Source organism: Pseudomonas sp. 102515 (genome assembly GCF_031085165.1).
Lineage (GTDB): Bacteria > Pseudomonadota > Gammaproteobacteria > Pseudomonadales > Pseudomonadaceae > Chryseomonas.
In genome coordinates this window covers 427,150-449,469 of sequence record NZ_JAVHTY010000003.1, presented here as the reverse complement: position 1 = coordinate 449,469, position 22,320 = coordinate 427,150, and the positions used below count along the sequence as shown (strand labels likewise).

Genomic DNA, 22,320 nt, shown 5'->3' with positions numbered 1-22,320 from the left:
CCGTCAGACCGCGGCGGCGCCGCCGACGATTTCCGAAATTTCTTGGGTGATCGCAGCCTGGCGAGCCTTGTTGTAGACCAACTGCAGCTCCTTGATGAGATCGCCGGCGTTATCGGTGGCGTTCTTCATCGCGATCATCCGCGCAGCCTGTTCGCTGGCAGCGTTCTCGACCACGGCCTGGTACACCTGGGATTCCACGTAGCGCACCAGCAGACCGTCGAGCAGGGTCTTGGCGTCGGGCTCGTAGAGGTAGTCCCAGTGCTTGCCCTGCAGCTCACCGCCCTCGCCTGGCACCAGGGGCACCAGCTGCTGGATGGTCGGCTTCTGGGTCATGGTGTTGACGAAGACGTTGGACACCACGTACAGACGGTCGATACGGCCGTTCAGGTAGGCGTCCAGCATCACCTTGATGCTGCCGATCAGATCGCCGATCGCCGGGGCTTCGCCGAGGTGGCTGATGGCCGCGACCACGTTGCCGCCGAAACTGCGGAAGAAGGAGGCACCCTTGGCCCCGATCACCGCCAGATCGATTTCCACACCCTTGCCGCGCTGGTCGCTCATGTCGCGAACCAGAGCCTTGAACAGGTTGGTGTTCAGACCACCGGCCAGACCCCGATCGGAGCTGACCACGATGTAGCCGACGCGCTTGACCTCGCGTTCCACCATGAAGGCATGGCGGTACTCGGGGTTGGCGTTGGCCAGGTGGCCGATCACAGCGCGGATGCGCTCGGCATAAGGCTTGCTGGCAGCCATGCGGGCCTGAGCCTTACGCATCTTGCTGACCGCAACCTTTTCCATGGCGCTGGTGATCTTCTGTGTGCTTTTGATGCTCGCGATCTTGCCGCGAATCTCTTTTGCGCCTGCCATGTGACACCTATCGGGTTGGCAAACGGGGGCTGGCGCCCCCGTCGCGGCTTACCAGGTTTGCGTGGCCTTGAACTTCTCGATTCCCGCCTTGATGCCGGCGTCGATCTCGTCGTTGAAGTCGCCCTTCACGTTGATCTTGGCCATCAGGTCGGCGTGATCGCGGTTGAAGTAGGCGATCAGGGCCTGCTCGAAGCTACCGATCTTGTCCAGGGACACATCGCTCAGGAAACCACGCTCGGCGGCGTACAGGCTCAAGGACATCTCGGCGATGGACATGGGCGCGTACTGCTTCTGCTTCATCAGCTCGGTGACGCGCTGACCATGCTCGAGCTGCTTGCGGGTGGCTTCGTCCAGGTCCGAGGCGAACTGGGCGAAGGCCGCCAGTTCACGGTACTGGGCCAGCGCGGTACGGATACCGCCGGACAGCTTCTTGATGATCTTGGTCTGGGCCGCACCACCCACACGGGATACCGAGACACCAGCGTTGACCGCCGGGCGGATACCCGAGTTGAACAGGCCGGCTTCCAGGAAGATCTGGCCGTCGGTGATGGAGATCACGTTGGTCGGAACGAAGGCGGACACGTCGCCGGCCTGGGTCTCGATGATCGGCAGCGCGGTCAGCGAGCCGGTCTTGCCGGTCACGGCGCCGTTGGTGAACTTCTCGACGTAGTCGACGGAGACGCGGGAAGCACGCTCGAGCAGACGGCTGTGGAGATAGAACACGTCGCCGGGATAGGCTTCACGGCCCGGCGGACGACGCAGCAGCAGGGAGATCTGGCGATAGGCCACGGCCTGCTTTGACAGATCGTCATAGACGATCAGGGCGTCTTCACCGCGGTCGCGGAAGTATTCGCCCATGGTGCAACCCGAGTAGGGCGCCAGGAACTGCAGGGCAGCCGATTCGGACGCACTGGCTGCCACCACGATGGTGTTGTGCAGAGCGCCGTTCTCTTCCAGCTTGCGCACCACGTTGGCGATGGTCGACTGCTTCTGACCAATGGCGACGTAGACACAGCGGATGCCGCTGTTCTTCTGGTTGATGATGGCATCGATCGCCATGGCGGTCTTGCCGATCTGACGGTCACCGATGATCAGCTCACGCTGACCGCGGCCTACCGGGATCATGGCATCGACGGCCTTGTAGCCGGTCTGCACCGGCTGGTCGACCGACTGACGCCAGATCACGCCCGGTGCGACCTTCTCGACGGCGTCGGTGGCGCTGGCGTTCAGCGGACCCTTGCCATCGATGGGGTTGCCCAGGGCGTCGACGACGCGGCCCAGCAGTTCCGGACCAACCGGGACTTCCAGGATGCGGCCGGTGCACTTGGCGCTCATGCCTTCGGCCAGACCCAGGTAGCTACCCAGGACCACGGCGCCGACGGAGTCCTGCTCCAGGTTCAGCGCCATGCCGTAGATGCCGCCGGGGAATTCGATCATTTCGCCGTACATGACGTCGGCCAGACCGAAGATCCGCACGATACCGTCAGACACGCTGACGATGGTGCCTTCGTTGCGGGCTTGCGAGGTCACGTCGAGCTTGTCGATGCGACCCTTGATGATTTCACTAATTTCGGAAGGATTGAGTTGCTGCATGCTACTGCCCCTTCAAACTCAAGGTTTCAACGCTTCGGCCAGTTGCGCGAGCTTGCCGCGAACGGAGCCATCGATTACCAAGTCGCCGGCGCGGATAACCACACCACCGATCAGGCTCGCATCCTCGGATGCATTTAGTCGCACTTGTCGACCTAGCCTTGCGCTGAGAGCCTTGGCGAGTTTGTCTTGCTGTTCGTCGCTCAGGGCGAAAGCACTGGTGACTTCCGCCTCGATGGATTTTTCCTGCTCGGCCTTGTACGCCTCGTAGATCTCGGCGATGGCCGGGAACAGGTCGATCCGGTTGTTTTCTGCCACGGTCCGAACGAAGTTCTGGGACTGTGCATCCAGCTGATCGCCACATACATCGATGAGCAATCCGGCCTTGGCGTCCGCAGTCAACTGCGGCTGCTGAAGCAGCTGGCGCACGGTCCCATCTTGGGATACCGCGGCGAGCAGCCCTAGCGCGGCCGACCATTGGGTCAGCTGCTGCTGGGACTGTGCGAACTCGAAAGCCGCCTTGGCATAGGGCCGGGCCAGCGTGTTCAGTTCTGCCATTGGTGGCCTCGCTTAGATTTCCGCTGCCAGTCGGTCGACCAACTGGGCATGAGCATTGGCATCAACGGTAGATCCGAGGATCTTCTCGGCGCCGGCCACGGCCAGCACACCGACGCGAGCACGCAGAGCGTCCTTCGCGGTGTTGATTTCCTGCTCGATTTCCGCCTGAGCCTGCGCCTTGATCCGGTCGCCTTCGGCACGGGCCTTGGCCTGTGCGTCCTCGACGATCTGAGCGGCACGCTTGTTGGCTTGCTCGATGATCTCGGCTGCCTGACCCTTGGCTTCGTTCACTTTCTGGTTGGCTTGCTGCTGTGCCACTTCCAGATCACGAGCCGCGCGGTTGGCAGCGTCAAGGCCATCGGCAATCTTCTTCTCACGCTCACGCAGCGCCGAGATGATCGGCGGCCACACGTACTTCATGCAGAAGAGCACGAAGATGAAGAAGGCAACGGACTGGCCTATCAGGGTTGCATTAATGTTCACGCCAACACCTCGCTCGTTCGTTGTCCATCAGTCCTGCCTACACCCGAGAGGGTGATCAGCCGGCGATCTGACCAACGAAGGGGTTAGCGAAGGTGAAGAACAGGGCGATACCAACACCGATCATGGTCACGGCGTCGAGCAGACCGGCGACGATGAACATCTTGACTTGCAGCATCGGAACCATTTCCGGCTGACGAGCGGCGCCTTCGAGGAACTTGCCACCCAGCAGACCGAAGCCAATGGCGGTACCTAGAGCGCCCAGGCCAATCAGCAGAGCAACGGCGATCGCGGTCAAACCAACTACAGTTTCCATCTTTCCTCCCGACTTTTTTAGTCGTCTTGGTTAAGGTTGAAGCGAAAAAGTTTTCCCAAGTTACCCGGCGGACACTGTCCTCCGGGACTCACGGCAGAACCGCCTCCGGACGCCGTCAGCAGCGTCCGCAGGCCATTCCTTAGTGACTTTCTTCGTGCGCCATCGACAGGTAGACGATGGTCAGCATCATGAAGATGAAGGCCTGCAGGGTGATGATGAGGATGTGGAACACCGCCCACGCCCACTGCAGCACGATACCCAGGCCACCCAGCGCCAGGCCGTTGGCGAACATGATGGCGATGAGGATGAAGATCAGCTCGCCAGCATACATGTTGCCGAACAGTCGCAGCGCCAGCGAGATCGGCTTGGCGATCAGGGTGACGAATTCGAGCAGGAAGTTGACCGGGACCAGGATGATCTGCAGCAGCATGTTCTTGCTGCTGAAGGGGTGCAGGGTCAGCTCGCCGAAGAAGCCGCCCAGCCCCTTCATCTTGATGCTGTAGAAGATCAGCAGGGCGAACACCGACAGGGCCATGCCCAGGGTGGCGTTCGGATCGGTGGTGGGCACCACGCGGAAGTAGGTGTGCTCGCCGAACAGCATGCCGGCCACGGACGGCAGCCAGTCCACCGGCACCAGGTCCATCAGGTTCATCAGGAAGATCCAGACGAAGATGGTCAGGGCCAGGGGCGCGATCAGCGGACTCTTGCCATGGAAGGTGTCACGGACGCTGCCGTCGACGAATTCGACCAGCACCTCGACGAAGTTCTGCAGGGCGCCGGGCTGACCGCTGGTGGCCTTCTTGGCGACGCTGCGGAACAGCACCAGGAAGATCAGGCCGAGGGCGACCGACCAGCCGAGGGTATCCACGTGGAAGGCCCAGAAGCCCATTTCCTTAGCTTCAGCGGGGGTGTGGGCGAAGCTCCAGCCGTTCACCGGGTGCATACCATAGGTCAGGTTCTGCAGGTGGTGCTGGATGTAGCCCGAAGCGGAGTCTGCTGCCATGTGTGCCTCGAATGCCTTAAGGTCTAGTCGGTTTTTTCAGTAGCAGGGGCGCGCCGGCATTGACCATCAGCGTCAACAGGTAGACGCCGAACAGTGCAGGAGCCGAAAGCGGTTTTACCCCAGCAAACGTCAGTGCAAAGAGCACTGCCGTGAGAATCAGTTTGCCCGCCTCGCCCGAGTAGAAAGAACGGACGATGTCTTGGGCGGCATGGGCGCCGCGATAGCGGAACGCCTTGAACGAAAAATACAGATTGGGCAGCCAGGCAATCAGCCCGCCCAACAATCCGGAATAACCGGCGACCTTACCGACGAAGCAAGACAAGACAACGGCGGCACACGACGCGACAGCCAGTTGGACGAGCAGCAGGCGAAAGGCAGGCTGGTGATGGAAAGGCAGGCGTTTGGGCGTGCGGCGGTCCATCGGCTCGAAGTCCTCTGGTGTCGGCTTAATAGTTGTTTTCACTGGCATGCTTTGTGCCGACAAAAAGCGGGCAAAGTATAGGGGCGCGTCCGGAGTGGTTCAAGCCACCCCGGACAGATTGCCGTCCAGGCTCGCAGGCATTTGTGTCAGCGAATGTGCGCCAGTACGCCTTGAAGTTCGTCCAAAGAGGTGTAACGGATCACCAGCTGGCCTTTGCCTTTCTCGCCATGGCGGATCTGCACGTTAGCGCCCAAACGTTCGGCCAGACGCTGCTCCAGCCGACTGATGTCGGGATCGACCACCGCGGCCTTCTCCTCCGGCTCCGCGCCGCTGAGCCACTGGCGCACCAGGGCTTCGGTCTGGCGGACGGTGAGGCCCCGTGCGACAACGTGCCGCGCCCCTTCGCCCTGGCGCGCCTTGGGCAGACCGAGCAGGGCCCGGGCATGGCCCATTTCCAGCTCGCCCTTGGCCAGCAGATCCTTGGCGTCTTCGGCCAGCGCCAGCAGGCGCAGCAGGTTGGTCACGCCCGAGCGTGACTTGCCGACGGCTTCGGCCACCTGGGCCTGGGTCAACTCGAATTCGTCCTGCAGCCGCTGCAGGGCCATGGCCTCTTCCAGCGGATTGAGATTCTGCCGCTGGATGTTCTCGATCAGCGCCAGGGCGATGGCGACCTGATCGGGCACGTCGCGCACCAGCGCCGGGATTCGCTCCAGACCGGCCTGCTGGCTGGCACGCCAGCGGCGTTCGCCAGCGATGATCTCGTAACGGCCTTCACCGATGGCACGCACCACGATGGGCTGCATCAGCCCCTGGACGCGGATGGAGTTGGCCAGCTCTTCCAGAGCGGTCGGGTCCATGTGCCGGCGTGGCTGGTACTTGCCGCGCTGGATGATGTCCAGCGGCAGCGATTGCAGTTCGCTGACCGGCGTGGCGGCAGCCTGCTCCTGCAGGACCTTGACGCTGGCACCGCCGAGCAGGGCGTCGAGACCGCGGCCCAGACCTCGTTTCTTCACAGCCATGGGGATTCCTTAGGCAGTCTTGGCGACGCGAGCCGCCTTGCGCTGACGTTTGACCAGCTCGCTGGCCAGTTCCAGGTAGGCCGCGGCCCCCTTGGAACTCTTGTCGTAGACCAGGGCGGGCATGCCGTAGCTGGGCGCTTCGGCCAAGCGGACGTTGCGCGGAATGATGGTTTCGTAGAGCTCGTCGCCGAAGTGCTGCTTGAGCTGGGCGGCGACGTCGTTGGCCAGGCCGATGCGCGGATCGAACATGGTGCGTAGCAAGCCCTCGATCTTCAGCTGCGGATTCAGTCGCTGGGCGATGTGCTGGATGCTGCCGACCAGATCGGTCAGGCCTTCCAGGGCGAAGTACTCGCACTGCATGGGAATGATCACGCCATCGGCGGCCACCAGGCCGTTGATGGTCAGCATGGACAGCGACGGCGGACAGTCGATGAGCACGTAGTCGTAGTTGTCCCGCACCGGCGCCAGGGCATCGCGCAGGCGACTCTCGCGCCCGGGCAGTTCCAGCAGCTCGACTTCCGCGGCGGTGACGTCGCGGTTCGAGGGCAGCAGCTGGTAGCCGCCGTGCTCGGAGAAGTGCATGGCGTCGAGCAGGCCGCAGGCGCCGGTGAGGACGTCCAGCACCGAATGCTCCAGGGCATGCTTGTCCACCCCACTGCCCATGGTGGCGTTACCCTGGGGATCGAGGTCGATCAGCAGCACCTTGCGCCGGTTGGTGGCGGCCAGAGAAGCGGCGAGATTGATGCACGTCGTGGTCTTGCCCACCCCGCCCTTCTGGTTGGCTATCGCGTAAACCTTTGCCATGTACCGCCTTACCCCTCTCCAATCGTGCGGCGCAGTATCAGCAAGTGCCGCTGGCCTTGGCAACCGGGAACCGCGAGGACGTGCGCTGCCGCAACCCGGAAATCCGCTGGTAGCTTGGCCAGCTCGTCGTCGGGGTGCAGCCCCTTCATCGCCAGCCACTGTGTTTGGTTGTCGCCCAGGTGGCGCGTCCAGGTGGCGAAGTCGTCGATGGCGCTGAACGCCCGCGAGACGATGCCGGTGAAGGGCGCGGTAGGCTGGAAGGCCTCGACACGGGCATGGACCACCTCGAGATTGGCCAGGCCCAGTTCGATCTTGGCCTGGGTCAGGAAGCGGGTCTTCTTGCCGTTGCTGTCGAGCAGGGTGAAGCGCGACTCCGGAAAGAGGATCGCCAGGGGAATGCCCGGCATGCCGCCGCCACTGCCCACGTCCAGCCAGTGCCCGGCGCCCACGTAGGGGACGATGCTGAGGCTGTCCAGCAGGTGCCGCGAGACCATCTCGTTGGGGTCGCGCACCGCGGTGAGGTTGTAGGCCTTGTTCCACTTGACCAGCAGGTCCAGGTAGCCCAGCAACCGCTCTTCCACGGCGGCGGACAGCGCCACGCCCAGGGTATCGGCACCCTGGCGCAGTTCGTTGGCTTGGATCGCGCTGGCCATCAGGCGCTGTGCTCCAGGCTGCGACCGGCGCTGCGTTTCTTGAGGTGGATCAGCAGCAGCGAGACCGCCGCCGGGGTGACGCCAGGAATGCGCGAGGCCTGACCGAGGGTTTCGGGACGAGCCAGGGCCAGCTTGTGCTGGATCTCCTTGGACAGGCCGCAGATGCTGGCGTAGTCGAGCTCCGCCGGCAGTGCCACGGCATCGCTGGCGCGCAGCCGCTGGATCTCGTCCTGCTGGCGATCGATGTAGCCGGCGTACTTGGTCTTGATCTCGATCTGCTCGGCGACCTGGGTCTCGGCCGGCGCCTCGCCCACCGCGGCCATCAGGCCGGCATAGTCGATCTCCGGGCGGGTCAGCAGATTCTGCAGGTTGTATTCGTGGTTGAGCGGGGTGCCGAAGCGCTCGGCCACCGCCGTGCCCTGGGGCGTACCCGGACGGATCCAGGTCGCCTTGAGGCGCTGCTCTTCCAGCGCGATGCCCTCGCGCTTGGCTTCGAACAGCGCCCAGCGCTGGTCGTCCACCAGGCCCAGCTCGCGACCCTTCTCGGTCAGGCGCAGGTCGGCGTTGTCTTCGCGCAGGATCAGCCGGTACTCGGCGCGCGAGGTGAACATCCGATAGGGCTCCTGGGTGCCCAGGGTGATGAGGTCGTCCACCAGCACGCCGAGGTAGGCCTCGTCGCGGCGCGGACACCAGGCCTCACGGCCCTGGGCGCGCAGCGCGGCATTGGCACCGGCGAGCAGACCCTGGGCGCCGGCTTCCTCGTAACCGGTGGTGCCATTGATCTGGCCGGCGAAGAACAGGCCGGCGATGACCTTGGTTTCCAGGCTGTACTTGAGATCCCGCGGATCGAAGAAATCGTATTCGATGGCGTAGCCGGGTCGCAGGATGTGGGCGTTCTCCAGGCCGCGCATGGAGCGCACCACCTCGAGCTGCACATCGAAGGGCAGCGAGGTGGAGATGCCGTTGGGATAGAGCTCGTGGGTGGTCAGGCCCTCGGGTTCGAGAAAGACCTGATGGCTGTCCTTGTCGGCGAAGCGGTGGATCTTGTCTTCGATGGACGGACAGTAGCGCGGCCCTACCCCTTCGATCACGCCCGAGTACATGGGCGAACGATCCAGGTTGGCGCGGATGATGTCGTGGGTGCGGGCGTTGGTGTGGGTGATCCAGCAGCTGACCTGCGCCGGATGCTGCTCGCGACTGCCGAGAAAGGACATCACCGGCAGCGGAGTATCCCCGGGCTGCTCGGTCATCACCGAGAAGTCCACCGAGCGGCCGTCGATACGTGGCGGCGTGCCGGTCTTCAGGCGGGAGACCCGCAGCGGCAGTTCCCGCAGGCGCTGGGCCAGGGCGATGGCCGGCGGATCTCCCGCTCGTCCACCGCTGTGATTCTGCATGCCGATGTGGATAAGACCACCGAGGAAGGTCCCGGCAGTCAGCACCACGTTGTCGGCATGGAATTTCAGGCCCATCTGGGTGATCACGCCGGCGACCCGATCGCCTTTGACGATGAGGTCGTCACAGGCCTGCTGGAATATCCACAGGTTGGGCTGATTTTCCAGGACGTGGCGGATAGCCGCCTTGTACAGCACGCGATCGGCCTGGGCGCGAGTGGCGCGGACGGCAGGTCCCTTGCGGCTGTTGAGAATGCGGAACTGGATGCCGGCGAGATCCGTTGCCGCGGCCATGGCGCCGCCCAGGGCATCGATCTCCTTGACCAGATGGCTCTTGCCGATGCCGCCGATGGCGGGATTGCAGCTCATCTGGCCGAGAGTTTCCACATTATGCGTGAGCAGCAGGGTGCGCACACCCATGCGAGCGGCCGCCAGGGCCGCTTCGGTACCGGCATGGCCGCCACCGATCACGATGACGTCGAAACGGGAAGGAAAGTCCACCACGCACCTCGTGCCTGTTGGCAGGAATTCGAAGGAAAGCCGGCAAGTATAAGGCCTAGGCCAGTCTTGCAGAAGGGCCCTGGCCAAAAAATGACCAGGCACCGTGGTAGACGCTCAATATAAACAATAGAGAAGAAAGTTTTAAAAGGATTGATATAGAGCTTATGTATATGCAGGCCCTTCGCTGTGGATAAGCTTATCCACCCCTTGGCAGCCCTGGGCTGGGGAAAACCTGAACCCCGTGCACGCCCTGTGCTGTGGATGAACACAAGCTCTCAGCATCCTGTGGATCCTTTGCCTGCTTATCCACAGCCCTGGTCATGGACAGTTCGTGCACCGATTTATGGGCAGACCTCAGGCGGGTTTATCAACAGGGCTCTGGAAGGGGGAAGTGAGGACAGACAAGGCCTGCATTGCACAGGCCCGATATAGCAGAGAGGAAGTTACTTGCCGATGCAGAAGCTGGAGAAGATGCGGCCGAGCAGATCGTCGGAGCTGAAGGCGCCGGTGATCTCGCCGAGCACCTGCTGGGCCTGGCGCAGGTCTTCGGCCAGGAGTTCGCCGGAGCCGGCCAGGGTGAGCTGGCGATAGCCGTGGTCCAGGGCGCTGGACGCCCGCTGCAGCGCATCCAGATGGCGGCGGCGGGCGCTGAAGCCGCCTTCGGTGGTCTGTTCGAAGCCCATGCAGGCCTTGAGGTGCTCGCGCAGGGCCTCGACCCCACCGCCATCGGTGGCGCTCAAGGCGATCTCCACCGGCGCCGTCGACGCCAGCAGCCCGATGGGCTCACCGGTGAGGTCGGCCTTGTTGCGGATCACCGTCAACTTGTCCAGCGGCGGCCTGGCGCTCAGCAGTTCTGGCCAGAGCGCCTGGGGATCGCGGGCTTCCGGTGCGCTGGCGTCCACCACCAGTAGCACTCGATCGGCTCCGGCGATGGCGTCCAGGGCACGCTGGACGCCGATCTGTTCCACGCGGTCATCGGTGTCGCGCAGACCGGCCGTATCGACCACGTGCAGCGGCATGCCATCGAGGTGGATATGTTCACGCAGGACATCGCGGGTGGTGCCGGCGATGTCGGTGACGATGGCGGCTTCGCGGCCGGCCAGGGCATTGAGCAGGCTGGACTTGCCGGCATTGGGGCGGCCGGCGATCACCACGGTCATGCCGTCACGCAACAGGGCACCGCGGTTGGCTTCGCGGCGGACCTCCTGCAATTCGGCCTGGACGCCCTCCAGCAGGCCCTGTACCCGGCCGTCGGCGAGGAAGTCGATCTCTTCCTCGGGAAAGTCGATGGCGGCCTCGACGTAGATACGCAGCTGGATGAGTTGCTCGACCAGGCTTTCCACGCGGCGGGAGAATTCGCCCTGCAGCGAGCGCAGGGCATTGCGCGCCGCCTGTTCGGTGCTGGCCTCGATGAGGTCGGCGATGGCCTCGGCCTGGGCCAGGTCGAGCTTGTCGTTGAGGAAGGCGCGTTCGCTGAACTCGCCCGGGCGGGCCAGGCGCGCGCCCTCTTCCAGGGTGCGGCGCAGGAGCAGGTCGAGGATCACCGGGCCGCCATGGCCCTGGAGTTCCAGCACATCTTCGCCGGTGAAGGAGTTGGGGCCGGGGAAGAACAGGGCGATGCCGGCGTCCAGCACGCTGCCGTCGGCAGCGAGGAAGTTACCGTAGTAGGCATGTCGCGGGGGCAGCTCGCGGCCGCAGATCGCCCGCGCCAGAGGGGCGGCCAGGGCCCCGGAGACGCGGACGATACCGACTCCGCCGCGCCCGGTGGCGGTGGCGATGGCGGCGATGCTGTCGGAAGGCAGGGACATGACGATCCTCCAGAAAGCACGACGCCCCAATCAAGGGGCGTCGTGTGGACAGGGTGAGCGGGGTCAGGCCTTCTTGCTGGCCGCCTCGATCTTCCGGGTAATGTACCACTGCTGCAGGATCGACAGGCAGTTGTTGACGATCCAGTACAGCACCAGACCGGCCGGGAACCACAGGAAGAAGAAGGTGAAGATGATCGGCATCATCTTCATGACCTTGGCCTGCATGGGATCCGGCGGTGCCGGGTTGAGCATCTGCTGCACCAGCATGGTGGCGCCCATGATGATCGGCAGGATGAAGAAGGGATCCTTGGCCGACAGGTCGGTGATCCAGAACATCCAGGGCGACTGGCGCATCTCGACGCTTTCCAGCAGCACCCAGTACAGCGCCAGGAACACCGGCATCTGCACCACGATGGGCAGGCAGCCACCCAGGGGATTGATCTTCTCCTTGCGGTAGAGCTCCATCATCGCCTGGGACATCTTCTGGCGATCGTCGCCATGCTGTTCCTTCAGCGCCTGCAGTCGCGGGCCGACGGCGCGCATGCGGGCCATGGAGCGGTAGCTGGCGGCGGACAGCGGGAAGAACAGCATCTTGATGATGATGGTCAGGACGATGATCGACCAGCCCCAGTTACCCAGGATGCTGTGGATATGCTGCAGCAGCCAGAAGATCGGCTGCGCGATGAACCACAGGAAGCCATAGTCGACGGTCAGTTCCAGGCCGTGGGACAGGGTCTTGAGGTGCTCCTGGATCTTCGGACCGGCATAGAGGGTCAGCGAGGTCTCGCCCTTGCCACCCGCCGGCACGCTGAACTGCGGACCGGTGAAGCCGACGATGTAGTTGCCCTGGGCGTCCTTGCGGGTGGTGATCTGGTGCTGCTCGTCCTTGTTCGGCACCCAGGCGGTGACGAAATAGTGCTGCAGCCAACCGACCCAGCCACCCTGCACGGCTTCCTGCAGGCGGTTCTTGTCCATGTCGCTCATGGACACCTTGCGGTAGGGCTCGGCCGGGGTACCGACCGCGGCGCCCAGGTAGGTGGACACGCCAGTGGCGGTGGTGGCCGACGGGTCGCCGCTCTTGTCACGCTTGAGCTGTGCATAGAGCACGCCGTTCCAGGCGTTGGCGCTCTGGTTGTCGATCAGGTAGCTGACCTGGATCTGGTAGGCGTCCGGGTTGATGCAGGTGATCTTCTTCTGCGCCTTCTCGGCGTCCGAGCAGTCGACCTTCAGGCCCCGATGGAAGGTGAATCTCTTGATGTAGTCGACGCCATTGGCCCGGTACTTGAGATCCACCGCCAGTTGCGGCTGGCCATCGGCGAGCACGTAGCTGGACTGGGCCGAGGTGTACAGCGGACGACCGGCGCTGTTGGCGTCGGGACCGTTGGCACCGGTCAGCCCGCTCTGGGCCAGGTAGAGACGCTCGTTGCCGTTGTCGAACAGCATGAAGGGAACGTCGGGATGATCCTGGCGACGGGGATACTGCACCAGACCGAGCTGGACGATGTCGCCGCCGCGGGGGTCGATGGCCACATCCAGAACGTCGGTACGCACCTTGATGAGCGCGGTGCTCGGCTGGGCGGCCGAGTTGTCCACCGGGGCGGCGGCCTTGGCATCGGCCGGTACATCGGTGGGCACGTTGGGGGTATCGCCCGGCAGGACGCTGGTCTGCGTCTTGGCCGTGGGCAGATCGCCTTGGCCGTAATCCTTGTTCCACTGGAAAACCAGGGTGTAGGACACGATCGCCAAGGCGGCAATGAGTAGCGGGCGCTTGATATCCATGTTTACTCGGCCATCGAAGAGGTCGGGGCTGGGTTCTTTGCGGGAGGAACGGGATCGTATCCGCCTGAGTGCCAGGGATGGCACCGGCACAGTCGCCGTGTGGTCAGCCAGCCACCACGCAGCAGCCCGTGGCGCTCGATGGCTTCGAGGGCGTAACCGGAACAGGTCGGATAGAAACGACAGTGACTGGCCATCAAGGGGCTGATGGCATAACGGTAGAAGCGAATCAGCAGCAGGGCCGGTTTACGCATGAGCACCGTCGGGACTGTCAATGGGGTGGGCAATCGTCTTGCTCGCCTGGCGATTGAGACGTTTCCACAGTTGCAGCAGCTGATCGTGCAATTCGGGATTGTCGACCTCGCCAAGTCCCTTGCGGGCGACGAAGACCAGATCGAAGCTGCCCAGGCGGTCCTGATTCAGACGGAAGGAATCCCGGATGACCCGCTTGATGCGATTGCGCTCGACAGAAAGCTTGACGCTTTTCTTGCCGATGACCAGCCCCAGGCGGGAATGGTCGAGCCCATTGGCATGGGCGAGCAGCAGCAGGTGCTTGCCGGATGCCTTGTGGGTGGGAGAGTCAAAGACCGCTTGGAACTGTTGGGAGCTCAGTAAGCGCCTGTCCCGACCGAAACCCTGACTCACCACCTGACCGGGCAATCAGATCGCCAGACGCTTGCGGCCTTTGGCACGGCGACGGGCGAGAACCTGACGGCCGTTCTTGGTTGCCATACGAGCACGGAAACCGTGGACACGGGCGCGCTTCAGGGTGCTGGGTTGGAAGGTGCGTTTCATGGACTTTTACCTAGGTGAAAGCGGCAAGGCATGAGTGCCCCGCGCAAAGAGACCGGCGATTCTAGAGAAAGCCTCGGTACAGGTCAATTTCCAACCAGCACCGGCTGGCAGGCGAACGCGTAAATAAAATCAACAGGTCAGAAGGCTTTAAAAGACTGTTGAAGTGAATATGTATGGTGCAGCGGATTTCTGTGGATAGATCCTTGCAACACCGATCCAGAGTGGTCGGAGCAGCAACGGAAAGTCTGTTTTCAACAGGTGGGGCGAGGGTGGTCAGGCTGTCCAGAGGCTGTGGATAAGGGGAGCTGTTACGCACAGCTCGATTATCCACAGAGAAAAACCCTAGGATGTCCAGAGAGGTCAGACGGCGTTATCCACAGCGCTGACGGTCATGCGTGCAGCCCGGGCGGTCTTGCCCGATATTCACCGGGAACTGCGCGGTCATGTGGATAACCCGGGTGGGGAGGGATACAATGGGCGTTTGCTCATGGCCCGTCCGGGCCGCTCCAGTTCTTGGGAGACGCTGTGTCGGTCGAACTCTGGCAACGTTGCGTGGATGTGCTGCGCGACGAGTTGCCTTCGCAACAATTCAATACCTGGATCCGGCCACTGCAGGTGGAAGCGGAAGGGGATGAGCTGCGGGTGTTCGCGCCCAATCGCTTCGTGCTCGACTGGGTCAACGAGAAATACCTGGGTCGCCTCCTCGAGTTGCTCGAAGAGCATGCCGACGACGGTATCGCCCCGGTGCTGTCCTTGCTGATCGGCAGCAAGCGCAGCAACAAGCCGCGCGCGGTTCAGACGCCGAGCAGCCAGAGCGCTCCGTTGCCACCACCGGTGCAGGCGCCACAACCGATCCAGTCGGATATCGTCACCGCGGGCGTCGCCCTGGAAGACGTGACGGCGGAATTGGCCGACGAGCCGGTCGTCAAGACCGAACGTACCGTGCAGGTGGAGGGTGCGCTCAAGCACACCAGCTATCTGAACCGCACCTTCACCTTCGAGAACTTCGTCGAGGGCAAGTCCAACCAGCTGGCCCGCGCGGCGGCCTGGCAGGTGGCGGACAATCCCAAGCACGGTTACAACCCGCTCTTCCTCTATGGGGGTGTGGGTCTGGGCAAGACCCACCTGATGCACGCGGTGGGCAATCATCTGCTCAAGCGCAATCCGAACGCCAAGATCGTCTATCTGCATTCGGAGCGCTTCGTCGCCGACATGGTCAAGGCGCTGCAGCTCAATGCCATCAACGAATTCAAGCGCTTCTATCGTTCGGTGGATGCGCTGCTGATCGACGACATCCAGTTCTTCGCCCGCAAGGAGCGTTCGCAGGAAGAGTTTTTCCACACCTTCAACGCCCTGCTCGAAGGTGGACAACAGGTGATCCTCACCAGTGATCGCTATCCCAAGGAGATCGATGGCCTGGAAGAGCGGCTCAAGTCGCGCTTCGGCTGGGGTCTCACCGTGGCCGTGGAGCCGCCAGAGCTGGAAACGCGGGTGGCGATCCTGATGAAGAAGGCCGATCAGGCCAAGGTCGACCTGCCCCACGACGCTGCCTTCTTCATCGCCCAGCGCATCCGTTCCAACGTGCGGGAACTGGAAGGCGCGCTCAAGCGGGTGATCGCCCATGCCCACTTCATGGGCCGGGACATCACCATCGAGCTGATCCGTGAGTCGCTCAAGGATCTCCTGGCGCTGCAGGACAAGCTGGTCAGCATCGACAATATCCAGCGCACCGCGGCCGAGTACTACAAGATCAAGATCGCCGATCTGCTGTCCAAACGCCGCTCGCGTTCGGTCGCCCGGCCGCGGCAGGTCGCCATGGCGCTGTCCAAGGAATTGACCAACCACAGCCTGCCGGAAATCGGCGACGCCTTTGGCGGACGCGATCACACGACGGTGTTGCACGCCTGTCGCAAGATCGCCGAACTTCGGGAATCCGACGCGGATATCCGCGAGGATTACAAGAACCTGCTGCGTACCCTGACCACCTGACGGACGCGGCCCTGGCAAGGACCTGACCATGCATTTCACCATTCAACGCGAAGCCCTGTTGAAACCGCTGCAGCTGGTGGCCGGTGTCGTGGAACGTCGGCAAACGCTGCCGGTGCTGTCCAACGTACTCCTGGTCGTGGAAGGCCAGCGCCTCTCGCTGACCGGTACCGACCTGGAAGTCGAGCTGGTTGGCCGGGTCGATCTGGAAGAAGCCGCCGAAGCCGGCGAGATCACCGTGCCGGCGCGCAAGCTGATGGACATCTGCAAGAGCCTGCAGCCCGATGCGCTGATCGACATCCGCACCGAGGAGCAGAAGCTGCTGATCCGCGCCGGACGCAGCCGTTTCACCCTGTCCACCCTGCCCGCCAACGACTTCCCCACCGTGGAGGAAGGCCCGGGCTCGCTGAAGTTCAGCATTCCCCAGGGTCGCCTGCGCCGCCTGATCGAGCGCACCGGGTTCGCCATGGCCCAGCAGGACGTACGCTATTACCTCAACGGCATGCTGCTGGAAGCCAGCACCGGCCGCCTGCGCGCCGTGGCCACCGATGGTCACCGCCTGGCCATGTGCATGCTGGAGGCCGATGTCGACCAGGCCGAGAAGCATCAGGTCATCGTGCCGCGCAAGGGCATCCTGGAGTTGTCGCGCCTGCTCACCGAACCGGAAGAGCCGGTCAATGTGATCCTGGGTCAGCACCATATCCGGGCCACCACCGGCGACTTCACCTTTACCTCCAAGCTGGTGGACGGCAAGTTCCCCGACTACGAGCGGGTCCTGCCGCGGCATGGCGACAAGCTGGTCCTGGGCGAGCGCCAGCATCTGCGCGAGGCTTTCAGCCGCACCGCCATTCTTTCCAACGAGAAATATCGGGGCATTCGCCTGCAGCTGGAAAACGGCTTCATGAAGATCCAGGCCAACAACCCGGAGCAGGAAGAAGCCGAGGAAGAGCTGCAGGTCGACTACGACGGCGGCAGCCTGGAGATCGGCTTCAACGTCAGCTACCTGCTCGACGTGCTCGGCGTGATGACCACCGACCAGGTGCGCATCACCTTGTCCGATTCCAGCAGCAGTGCGCTGTTGCAGGAGGCGGGCAACGACGATTCCTCCTATGTCGTGATGCCGATGCGCCTCTGATCGCCGCTCGATGACGCTGATCCGCTTCAATGCCGACCGCCTGCGCAATCTGCAGGCGGTCGCGCTTCAGCCCTCGCCACGGGTCAATCTGCTACATGGCGCGAACGGCAGCGGCAAGACCAGCCTGCTGGAAGCCATCCACCTGCTGGGCCTGGCCCGCTCCTTTCGCAGCACCAAGCTGGCGCCGGTCATCCAGCACGAGCAGGCCAGTTGCACGGTGTTCGGCCAGGTGCGGCTGCCCGGTGGCCAGGACTGCAACCTGGGCATCCAGCGCGAGCGCGGCGGTGACTACCAGATTCGCATCAATGGCGAGAATGCCCGCAGCGCGGCGCAGCTGGCCGAGGTACTGCCGCTGCAGCTGATCAACCCCGACGGCTTCCGGTTGCTCGAAGGCAGCCCCAAGATCAGGCGGCAGTTTCTCGACTGGGGCGTGTTCCACGAGGAACAGCGATTTCTGCCGCTGTGGCAACGCCTGCAAAAGGCGCTCAGGCAGCGAAATCATTGGCTCAGACGTGGTAAAATCGACCCTGCGGCGCAGGCCGCCTGGGATCAGGAACTGGCCCTGGCCAGCGCCGAGATCGATGGCTTTCGCCAGGCCTATATCCAGCGTCTGAAGCCCGAATTCACCGCGGTACTGGCCGAGCTGATCCAGCTCGATGGCCTGACCCTGAGCTACTACCGCGGCTGGGACCGCGAGCGCGATCTGCGCGAGGTGCTGGCGGACAGTCTGCCGCGGGATCTGCAGCTGGGACATACCCAGGCCGGTCCCCAGCGCGCCGACCTGCGGATCCGCATCGGCAACCACAACGCGGCGGACATCCTGTCGCGCGGCCAGCAGAAGCTGGTGGTGTGCGCGTTGCGCATCGCCCAGGGGCGGTTGGTCAACCAGGTCAAGCGGGGCCAGTGCGTCTATCTCATCGACGACCTGCCCTCGGAACTGGACGAGGGACACCGGCTGGCCCTGTGCCGGCTGCTGGAGGCACTGGAGTGCCAAGTCTTCATCACCTGTGTCGAGCGCGAGACGCTACAGGCCGCCTGGCGGCCGGAGACAGAGGTCAGCGTGTTCCACGTGGAACACGGCCATATCAAGCAGACCCACACTAGCGGGAGCCAAGCATGAGCGAGACCAATACCTACGACTCTTCCAGCATCAAGGTGCTGAAGGGACTGGATGCCGTGCGCAAGCGCCCCGGCATGTACATCGGCGACACCGATGACGGCACCGGCCTGCACCACATGGTCTTCGAGGTGGTGGACAACTCCATCGACGAGGCCCTGGCCGGCTTCTGCAGCGAGATCAGCATCACCATCCACATGGATGAATCCATCACCGTGCGCGACAACGGCCGCGGCATCCCGGTGGACATCCACAAGGAAGAAGGCGTCTCAGCGGCTGAGGTCATCATGACCGTGCTGCACGCCGGCGGTAAGTTCGACGACAACACCTACAAGGTGTCCGGCGGCCTGCACGGCGTGGGCGTCTCGGTGGTGAACGCCCTGTCCGAGGAGCTGCGGCTGACCATTCGCCGCGCCGGCCAGCTGTGGGAGCAGGTCTATGTGCACGGCGTACCCCAGGCGCCGCTGGCGGTGATCGGCGAGACCGACACCACCGGTACCCAGGTGCATTTCAAGCCGTCCGCCGAGACCTTCAACAATATCCAGTTCAGCTGGGACATCCTGGCCAAGCGGATTCGCGAACTGTCCTTCCTCAACTCCGGCGTCGGCATCGTCCTGCGTGACGAGCGCAGTGGCAAGGAAGAGCTGTTCAAGTACGAGGGCGGCCTGCGCGCCTTCGTCGATTACCTGAACACCAACAAGACCGCGGTGAACGAGGTATTCCACTTCCAGGTGCAGCGCGAAGACGATGGCGTCGGCGTGGAAGTGGCGCTGCAGTGGAACGACAGCTTCAACGAGAACATCCTCTGCTTCACCAACAATATTCCCCAGCGCGATGGCGGCACCCACCTGGCGGGCTTTCGCTCCGCGCTGACGCGCAACCTGAACAGCTACATCGAGGCCGAGGGCCTGGCCAAGAAGTTCAAGGTGGCCACCACCGGTGATGACGCCCGTGAAGGCCTGACCGCCATCATCTCGGTCAAGGTGCCGGATCCCAAGTTCTCCTCCCAGACCAAGGATAAGCTGGTCTCCTCCGAGGTGAAGACCGCGGTGGAACAGGAGATGGGCAAGCACTTCTCCGACTTCCTGCTGGAGAACCCCAACGAAGCCAAGGCGGTGGTCGGCAAGATGATCGACGCGGCCCGGGCCCGGGAAGCCGCGCGCAAGGCGCGGGAGATGACCCGCCGCAAGGGCGCCCTGGACATCGCCGGCCTGCCGGGCAAGCTGGCGGACTGCCAGGAGAAGGATCCGGCGCTGTCCGAACTCTACATCGTGGAGGGTGACTCCGCCGGTGGTTCGGCCAAGCAGGGCCGCAACCGGCGCACCCAGGCGATCCTGCCGCTCAAGGGCAAGATCCTCAACGTCGAGAAGGCGCGTTTCGACAAGATGCTCTCCTCCCAGGAGGTGGGCACCCTGATCACCGCGCTGGGCTGCGGCATCGGCCGCGAAGAATTCAACATCGACAAGCTGCGCTACCACAACATCATCATCATGACCGATGCCGATGTGGACGGTTCGCACATCCGTACCCTGCTGCTGACCTTCTTCTTCCGCCAGATGCCGCTGCTGATCGAGCGGGGCTACATCTACATCGCCCAGCCGCCGCTGTACAAGGTGAAGCGTGGCAAGCAGGAGCAGTACATCAAGGACGACGAGGCGATGGAGGAATACCTGACCCAGACTGCCCTGGAAGAGGCCAGCCTCCACGTCAACGAGAATGCCCCGGGCCTGTCCGGCGTGGAACTCGAGAAGCTGGTGAACAGCTATCGCCAGGTGATGAAGACCTTCAAGCGCCTGTCGCGGCTGTATCCGGCCGCCGTCAGCGAACACCTGCTGTATCTGCCGCGGGTTGGTGTCGATCAGCTGGCTGATGAAGCGGCGATGCGTCAGTGGCTGGAAGGCCTTAGCGCACGCCTGCAGACCTCCGAACGCTCTGGCACTACCTACCGCGTCAGTTTGCGCGAGGACCGCGAGCGAGGCCTATGGCTACCAGAGGTGGAAACCCGCGCCCATGGCCTGTCCAGCTACGTCACCTTCAACCGGGATTTCTTCGGCAGCAACGATTACCGCCTGGTGACCGAGCTGGCCGCCCAGCTGGACAACCTGCTGGAAGAAGGCGCCTATGCCAAGCGCGGTGAACGCCGTCGCCCGGTCAGCACCTTCAAGGAAGCCTGGGAATGGCTGATGAACGAGACCAGCAAGAGATTCAACATCCAGCGCTACAAGGGCCTGGGTGAGATGAATCCGGATCAGCTGTGGGAAACCACCATGGATCCGAACGTGCGCCGCATGCTGCAGGTAACCATCGAGGATGCCGTAGCTGCCGATCAGATCTTCAATACCCTGATGGGCGATCACGTGGAGCCGCGTCGCGACTTCATCGAGAGCAACGCCCTGGCGGTGTCGAACCTCGACGTCTGATCGACTGTGGTTATGCACAAGCCCCGCCATGCGGGGCTTTTTTGTGGAAAACATTCTAGCTAGAGAGTCGCGCCGTTTCGTTCCCTGGGAACGAACGCCGTTCATCTTATAGCCGAAGGTTTTGTGGATAGTTTTCCTCAGCCGCTTTTGATCAAGGCCGAAAAGATACGCAAAGGGGCCGTGCCATGCGGCATAGAGACACAGGCTATAACGAAGAGTCCTGTGGATAAGCCTGGGAATAAGCTTGTCGGTACTTGTGGATGAAGGGCAATCCGCGCTAGCAGGTTAAAATTCGGAAGCGCGAAAAGCTCGACACAGCTTGTGGATAAGTCTGTGGGAAAAGGGAGGAAAAGAGGTGGAAACAGCCAGGCCTTGCGGCCTGGCGATCAGGCTACGCAGCGCTTGGCCGGGCTGGCGTCGGGCTTGGGGGCCAGGGCCTGCTCGATGAAGGCGAAGCAACGGGCGTTGAGATCGACGATGGCGCGGGGATCCTGGCCCTGGGGATAGAGCAAGGGGCCGATGCTGACCTTGATGGTCCCCGGCGACTTGATCCAGGAGCGATTGGGCCAGTAGGCGCCGGCATCGTGGGCGATGGGCAGGATGGGTACGTTCAGGCTGCAGGCCAGGGCGGCGCCACCGCGGGAGAACTTGCCCATCTGGCCGTAATCGATGCGGGTACCCTGGGGAAAGATCAGTACCCAGCAGCCCTGCGCGAGATAACGGCTGCCCTGCTCGGTCAGCTGCTGCAGGGCCAGCTTGCCGTTGTCGCGGTCGATGGCGATGGGCTTGAGCAGCGAGAAGGCCCAGCCAAAGAAGGGAATCCTGAGCAATTCGCGCTTGATCACCTGGGAAGTGGGCTCGAACTGGGCGGACAGGAAGAAGGTTTCCCAGGTGCTCTGGTGGTTGGCCACGATCACGCAGGGGTGCGCCGGGACGTTTTCCAGGCCGTCGATCTCGTAGCGGATGCCGCAGATGACCTTGGCCAGCCAGACGGCGAAACCGGTCCAGGCCTTGACCACCAGCCGATAGCGGGCGCGATAGGCCAGGAAGGGCGCGATCAGGAGGCTGACGCAGGACCAGAGGATGCCGCTGGTACCCAGCAGCACATAGAACAACAGGGTACGCAAGAGCCGCATCAGGGCGCTTCCTCGAGCAGATGATCAGCCACCGCGGCCAGGTCGGCGAAGACCTGGGTGCCGGATGGTAAAGGCTTGGCCAGGGTGCGCTCGCCCTTGCCGGTACGCACCAGACAGGGCGTGCAGCCAAGGGCCACGCCGGCTTCCAGGTCGCGCAGGCTGTCGCCCACCACCGGGACACCGCTCAGGTCGGTACGGCCATAGTGGTGGGCGATGGCGCGGAACAGTCCGGGCAGCGGCTTGCGGCAGCTACAGCCCGCTTCCGGGCCATGAGGGCAGTGCAGGATCAGGTCGACCCGACCGCCCTCCTCCGCCAGCAGCCGTTGCAGTTTCTCGTGCATGGCCGCCAGGTCGTCTTCGGTGAAATAACCGCGCGCCAGCCCGGACTGGTTGGTGGCCACGGCCACCTGCCAACCAGCCCGGTTCAGCCGGGCGATGGCCGCGAGACTGCCGGGCAGCGGTTGCCACTGCTCGGCGCTACGTACGTAGTCATCGGAATCGACATTGATGACGCCGTCGCGGTCCAGCACGATCAGTTTCATGC

22 protein-coding genes are annotated in these 22,320 nt (G+C 63.3%); 4 read left to right on the top strand and 18 right to left on the bottom strand.

The features are described from left to right. Positions 1 to 3: 3 nt before the first annotated feature. From atpG to rpmH, 16 genes are all read right to left on the bottom strand, one after another. Entirely contained in the window at positions 4 to 867 is an 864-nt protein-coding gene (gene atpG, locus RCF34_RS13440) for a F0F1 ATP synthase subunit gamma (protein WP_273805523.1), read from the bottom strand. Positions 868 to 915: 48 nt separating this feature from the next. Further along, complete coding sequence (atpA, locus tag RCF34_RS13435) at positions 916 to 2,460, bottom strand: F0F1 ATP synthase subunit alpha (RefSeq protein WP_308708610.1); 1,545 nt, start codon at positions 2,458 to 2,460, stop codon at positions 916 to 918. A gap of 18 nt (positions 2,461 to 2,478) precedes the next feature. Beyond that, on the bottom strand, positions 2,479 to 3,015 hold the full coding sequence (locus RCF34_RS13430) for a F0F1 ATP synthase subunit delta (RefSeq protein WP_007160121.1): 537 nt from the start codon (positions 3,013 to 3,015) through the stop codon (positions 2,479 to 2,481). Positions 3,016 to 3,027: 12 nt separating this feature from the next. Then, a complete protein-coding gene (locus RCF34_RS13425; protein WP_007160122.1) occupies positions 3,028 to 3,498 on the bottom strand; it encodes a F0F1 ATP synthase subunit B in 471 nt (156 codons plus the stop codon). Between the two features lie 55 nt (positions 3,499 to 3,553). Then, positions 3,554 to 3,811: a F0F1 ATP synthase subunit C gene (gene atpE / locus RCF34_RS13420; protein WP_003097235.1), complete on the bottom strand. Its 258-nt coding sequence runs from the start codon at positions 3,809 to 3,811 to the stop codon at positions 3,554 to 3,556. 139 nt (positions 3,812 to 3,950) lie between these two features. After that, positions 3,951 to 4,814: a F0F1 ATP synthase subunit A gene (atpB, locus tag RCF34_RS13415; protein WP_308708609.1), complete on the bottom strand. Its 864-nt coding sequence runs from the start codon at positions 4,812 to 4,814 to the stop codon at positions 3,951 to 3,953. Between the two features lie 16 nt (positions 4,815 to 4,830). Further along, entirely contained in the window at positions 4,831 to 5,235 is a 405-nt protein-coding gene (locus RCF34_RS13410) for a F0F1 ATP synthase subunit I (RefSeq protein WP_308708608.1), read from the bottom strand. Positions 5,236 to 5,381: 146 nt separating this feature from the next. Then, a complete protein-coding gene (locus RCF34_RS13405) occupies positions 5,382 to 6,254 on the bottom strand; it encodes a ParB/RepB/Spo0J family partition protein (RefSeq protein ID WP_183632189.1) in 873 nt (290 codons plus the stop codon). Positions 6,255 to 6,263: 9 nt separating this feature from the next. Beyond that, a complete protein-coding gene (locus tag RCF34_RS13400) occupies positions 6,264 to 7,058 on the bottom strand; it encodes a ParA family protein (RefSeq protein ID WP_183632188.1) in 795 nt (264 codons plus the stop codon). A gap of 8 nt (positions 7,059 to 7,066) precedes the next feature. Next, the gene (rsmG, locus tag RCF34_RS13395) at positions 7,067 to 7,711 is read right to left on the bottom strand and encodes a 16S rRNA (guanine(527)-N(7))-methyltransferase RsmG (protein WP_308708607.1); all 645 of its coding nucleotides are present in this window, start codon (positions 7,709 to 7,711) and stop codon (positions 7,067 to 7,069) included. Next, positions 7,711 to 9,603, bottom strand: a complete 1,893-nt coding sequence (mnmG, locus tag RCF34_RS13390) for a tRNA uridine-5-carboxymethylaminomethyl(34) synthesis enzyme MnmG (RefSeq protein WP_308708606.1) — start codon at positions 9,601 to 9,603, stop codon at positions 7,711 to 7,713. Before mnmG ends, rsmG begins: the two co-directional genes overlap by 1 nt. A gap of 443 nt (positions 9,604 to 10,046) precedes the next feature. Next, the gene (mnmE, locus tag RCF34_RS13385; protein ID WP_308708605.1) at positions 10,047 to 11,411 is read right to left on the bottom strand and encodes a tRNA uridine-5-carboxymethylaminomethyl(34) synthesis GTPase MnmE; all 1,365 of its coding nucleotides are present in this window, start codon (positions 11,409 to 11,411) and stop codon (positions 10,047 to 10,049) included. A gap of 63 nt (positions 11,412 to 11,474) precedes the next feature. After that, a complete protein-coding gene (gene yidC, locus RCF34_RS13380; protein ID WP_308708604.1) occupies positions 11,475 to 13,190 on the bottom strand; it encodes a membrane protein insertase YidC in 1,716 nt (571 codons plus the stop codon). A 2-nt stretch (positions 13,191 to 13,192) separates the two neighbouring features. Further along, the gene (yidD, locus tag RCF34_RS13375) at positions 13,193 to 13,441 is read right to left on the bottom strand and encodes a membrane protein insertion efficiency factor YidD (RefSeq protein WP_183632178.1); all 249 of its coding nucleotides are present in this window, start codon (positions 13,439 to 13,441) and stop codon (positions 13,193 to 13,195) included. After that, positions 13,434 to 13,835: a ribonuclease P protein component gene (gene rnpA / locus RCF34_RS13370; protein ID WP_133860591.1), complete on the bottom strand. Its 402-nt coding sequence runs from the start codon at positions 13,833 to 13,835 to the stop codon at positions 13,434 to 13,436. Before rnpA ends, yidD begins: the two co-directional genes overlap by 8 nt. 12 nt (positions 13,836 to 13,847) lie before the next feature. Then, positions 13,848 to 13,982: a 50S ribosomal protein L34 gene (gene rpmH, locus RCF34_RS13365; RefSeq protein WP_017641476.1), complete on the bottom strand. Its 135-nt coding sequence runs from the start codon at positions 13,980 to 13,982 to the stop codon at positions 13,848 to 13,850. Positions 13,983 to 14,507: 525 nt separating this feature from the next. On the opposite strand from rpmH, the gene dnaA reads away from it, so the two are divergent. From dnaA to gyrB, 4 genes are read left to right on the top strand one after another with little or no spacing between them, the layout of a single operon-like run. Beyond that, positions 14,508 to 15,971, top strand: a complete 1,464-nt coding sequence (dnaA, locus tag RCF34_RS13360) for a chromosomal replication initiator protein DnaA (RefSeq protein ID WP_308708603.1) — start codon at positions 14,508 to 14,510, stop codon at positions 15,969 to 15,971. Between the two features lie 28 nt (positions 15,972 to 15,999). After that, on the top strand, positions 16,000 to 17,103 hold the full coding sequence (gene dnaN, locus RCF34_RS13355) for a DNA polymerase III subunit beta (protein WP_308708602.1): 1,104 nt from the start codon (positions 16,000 to 16,002) through the stop codon (positions 17,101 to 17,103). A 10-nt stretch (positions 17,104 to 17,113) separates the two neighbouring features. Next, positions 17,114 to 18,223: a DNA replication/repair protein RecF gene (gene recF, locus RCF34_RS13350; protein ID WP_007160137.1), complete on the top strand. Its 1,110-nt coding sequence runs from the start codon at positions 17,114 to 17,116 to the stop codon at positions 18,221 to 18,223. Then, a complete protein-coding gene (gyrB, locus tag RCF34_RS13345) occupies positions 18,220 to 20,640 on the top strand; it encodes a DNA topoisomerase (ATP-hydrolyzing) subunit B (protein WP_133860228.1) in 2,421 nt (806 codons plus the stop codon). Before recF ends, gyrB begins: the two co-directional genes overlap by 4 nt. Positions 20,641 to 21,026: 386 nt before the next feature. Here the strand turns inward: gyrB and RCF34_RS13340 are convergent, their stop codons facing one another. Beyond that, positions 21,027 to 21,776: a lysophospholipid acyltransferase family protein gene (locus RCF34_RS13340; protein WP_308708601.1), complete on the bottom strand. Its 750-nt coding sequence runs from the start codon at positions 21,774 to 21,776 to the stop codon at positions 21,027 to 21,029. Further along, a complete protein-coding gene (gene gmhB, locus RCF34_RS13335; RefSeq protein ID WP_308708600.1) occupies positions 21,776 to 22,318 on the bottom strand; it encodes a D-glycero-beta-D-manno-heptose 1,7-bisphosphate 7-phosphatase in 543 nt (180 codons plus the stop codon). The genes RCF34_RS13340 and gmhB overlap by 1 nt, the downstream gene beginning before the upstream one ends. Positions 22,319 to 22,320 lie beyond the last annotated feature (2 nt).